The organism is Streptomyces lushanensis (assembly GCF_001700515.1).
Lineage (GTDB): Bacteria > Actinomycetota > Actinomycetes > Streptomycetales > Streptomycetaceae > Streptomyces > Streptomyces lushanensis.
This window is the reverse complement of record NZ_MAUD01000494.1, coordinates 1-2,490: the sequence shown is the minus strand read 5'-3', so window position 1 is coordinate 2,490 and position 2,490 is coordinate 1. Positions and strand designations below refer to the sequence as shown.

The 2,490-nt window shown below is 72.7% G+C and carries 1 protein-coding gene and 3 pseudogenes; 3 read left to right on the top strand and 1 reads right to left on the bottom strand.

The window, feature by feature from the left end; all coding sequences use genetic code 11:
- Nucleotides 1–53: 53 nt before the first annotated feature.
- Nucleotides 54–250: pseudogene (locus BFF77_RS37315) on the top strand (AI-2E family transporter); the annotation flags it as partial.
- A gap of 2 nt (nucleotides 251–252) precedes the next feature.
- Nucleotides 253–1,083, top strand: an 831-nt coding sequence (locus BFF77_RS30345) for an AI-2E family transporter (RefSeq protein WP_245703843.1), incomplete at its 5' end; no start/stop codon positions are given.
- A gap of 157 nt (nucleotides 1,084–1,240) precedes the next feature.
- Here BFF77_RS30345 and BFF77_RS30340 read toward each other — a convergent pair.
- A pseudogene (locus BFF77_RS30340) lies at nucleotides 1,241–2,137 on the bottom strand (SpoIIE family protein phosphatase); the annotation flags it as partial.
- Between the two features lie 63 nt (nucleotides 2,138–2,200).
- Here BFF77_RS30340 and BFF77_RS30335 point away from each other — a divergent pair.
- Nucleotides 2,201–2,490 (top strand): annotated as a pseudogene (locus BFF77_RS30335) (SpoIIE family protein phosphatase); the annotation flags it as partial.

Genomic DNA, 2,490 nt, shown 5'->3' with positions numbered 1-2,490 from the left:
GAGTAGGTGCGGGGGACAGGAGGGATGGGGCGTGGTCGGGTAAAGGGGTGGAGATGCCTTCGCCGTCCGTCCTCCCCGAGAGTGCCCGGCGCCTGGCCGCGTGGTGCGCGGTGGCGCTGGTGGTCTCCGGGGTCGGGGCCGTGGGGATCTGGCTGACCATCACCTTCAAGACGGCCGTCACGCCCGTGCTGCTCGCCGTCCTCGGCACCGCGCTGCTCGGCCCGTTCTACCGGCGGCTGCTCGCGATGCGNNGCCGCCGGGCTGACCTGTGTCGCCGTGGTGGCCGTGGTTGGCGGGGCCGGGTACATCGTCGTCAGCGCGCTCGTCGACAGCGGCGACCAGATCGTCTCCTCGCTCAAACAGGCCGGGAAGGACCTCAGCAGGCACTTCGGTGCGGCCGGCACCTCGCTGGACGACGTGGCGGGCCACGCCAAGTCCCTGCTCGGGAAGTTCGGGGCCACCGCCGCCTCCGGCGTGCTCACCGGAATCAGTGTCGTCGGCGAGCTGATCGCCACCGCCGTGCTCGCGCTGCTGCTGATGTTCTTCTTCCTGCGGGACTCCCACAAGGTGGCCGACTCCCTGCGGTCGTTCGCCCCGAGCGAGACCGGCGAAGCCGTCGAGGCCATGGCGCGCCGCGCGTTCGGGGCCGTCGAGGGCTTCATGCGCGGGACCACCGTCATCGCCCTCATCGACGCGGTCTGCATCACCGTCGGCCTGCTGTTCCTCGGCGTGCCCGGCGCCGTCGGGCTGGGCGCGCTGGTCTTCGTCGGCGCGTACATCCCGTATCTCGGCGCCTTTCTCTCCGGCACCGTCGCCGTGCTGGTCGCCCTCGCGGACCGCGGCTGGGTGACCGGGCTCTGGGCGCTCGGGGTGGTCCTCGCCGTGCAGGTGCTGGAGGGCCATGTGCTCCAGCCGATGATCCAGAGCCGTACGGTGCAGATGCATCCGGCCGTGGTGATACTGGCCATCACGGCGGGCGCCGGCGTCGCCGGGATCCTGGGCATACTGCTGGCCGTGCCGCTGACGGCGGCCGTGTTCGGGGTCTTCTCCGAGCTGCGCACCCGCTACGGCCCCGCCTCGTGAGCCCCTGCCCTGTGTGCCGACCTGTGTGCCGGGTGAGCTCCTGCCCGGAGAGCCACGACCCGTGGCTCTCCGTTTTCGCGGGCCCCTGTCCCGTACGCCCGGGGTCTCGTACGCCCAGTCCTTCGTGGCCGTGGCCCGGGCTGTGTACGGACCCGCCTCACCGGTGTGTTCCGCGTACCTCCGATGCCGTCTCCGGGCCCTCGTTCCCGCACTCGTACAGCTCGAACCAGATCGACTTGCCCTCGCCGCGCGGATCCACCCCCCACGCGTCCGCGAGCATCTCCATCAGCACCAGTCCCCGCCCGCTGGACGCCAGCTCTCCCGGCCGCCTGCGGTGCGGCAGCTCGTCGCTCGTGTCCGCGACCTCGACCCGCAGCCGGCGGTTGCCCTGCTCGCCGACCGCCTCGGCGAGCAGCAGCGCGTCGTTGTCCGTGTGGACCAGGACGTTGGTGAGCATCTCGGAGACCATCAGCTCCGCGGAGTCGACCTGTTCCCCGGACGCCCAGTCGTGCAGCAGATCGCGCACCTGCCGCCGCGCGCCCGCGACCCGCTCCGGCTCGGCCTGCGCGACGGTCAGCGCGGTCCGCCGCGTGATCCGGTGGACGCCGACGGACGGCACCCGGTCGCGGGAGAGCAGCAGCAGCGCGATGTCGTCCTCGCGGCGGTCCGCGAGCGGCCCGGTCGTGTAGTGCGAGGTGGGACCGTGCACGGCCTGGACCAGCGCGTCCGCGAGCTTCTCCAGCGATTCGCCGCCGTCCTCCTCCAGGACGGGCCGCAGCCGCGCCCAGCCGGTCGTGAGATCGTGTCCGCCGGTTTCGAGCAGCCCGTCCGTGCAGAGCATCAGCGTCTCGCCGGGCTCCAGACCGAGCCGCGTCGTCGGATAGTCGGAGTCCGCCTCGACCCCGAGCGGCAGCCCGCCCGCCGTCTGCCGTACGACCGCCGTCCCGTCGGACGTACGGATCACCGGATCGGGATGGCCGGCGCGGGCGATGTCGAGCGTGCCGGAGTCCGGGTCGACCTCCAGATAGAGACAGGTCGCGAAGCGCTGACCGCTGAGCGAGAACTCGTCCTGGCCCGGCTGCTCCGCGGGTGCGCCGCGGGTGCCTGCGCCCGGCACCGGACCCTGCTGGAGCCCGGCGAGACGCTGATGCTCTGCACGGACGGGCTGCTCGAAACCGGCGGACACGATCTCACGACCGGCTGGGCGCGGCTGCGGCCCGTCCTGGAGGAGGACGGCGGCGAATCGCTGGAGAAGCTCGCGGACGCGCTGGTCCAGGCCGTGCACGGTCCCACCTCGCCTTACACGCCCGGGCCGCTCGCGGACCGCCGCGAGGACGACATCGCGCTGCTGCTGCTCTCCCGCGACCGGGTGCCGTCCGTCGGCGTCCACCGGATCACGCGGCGGAC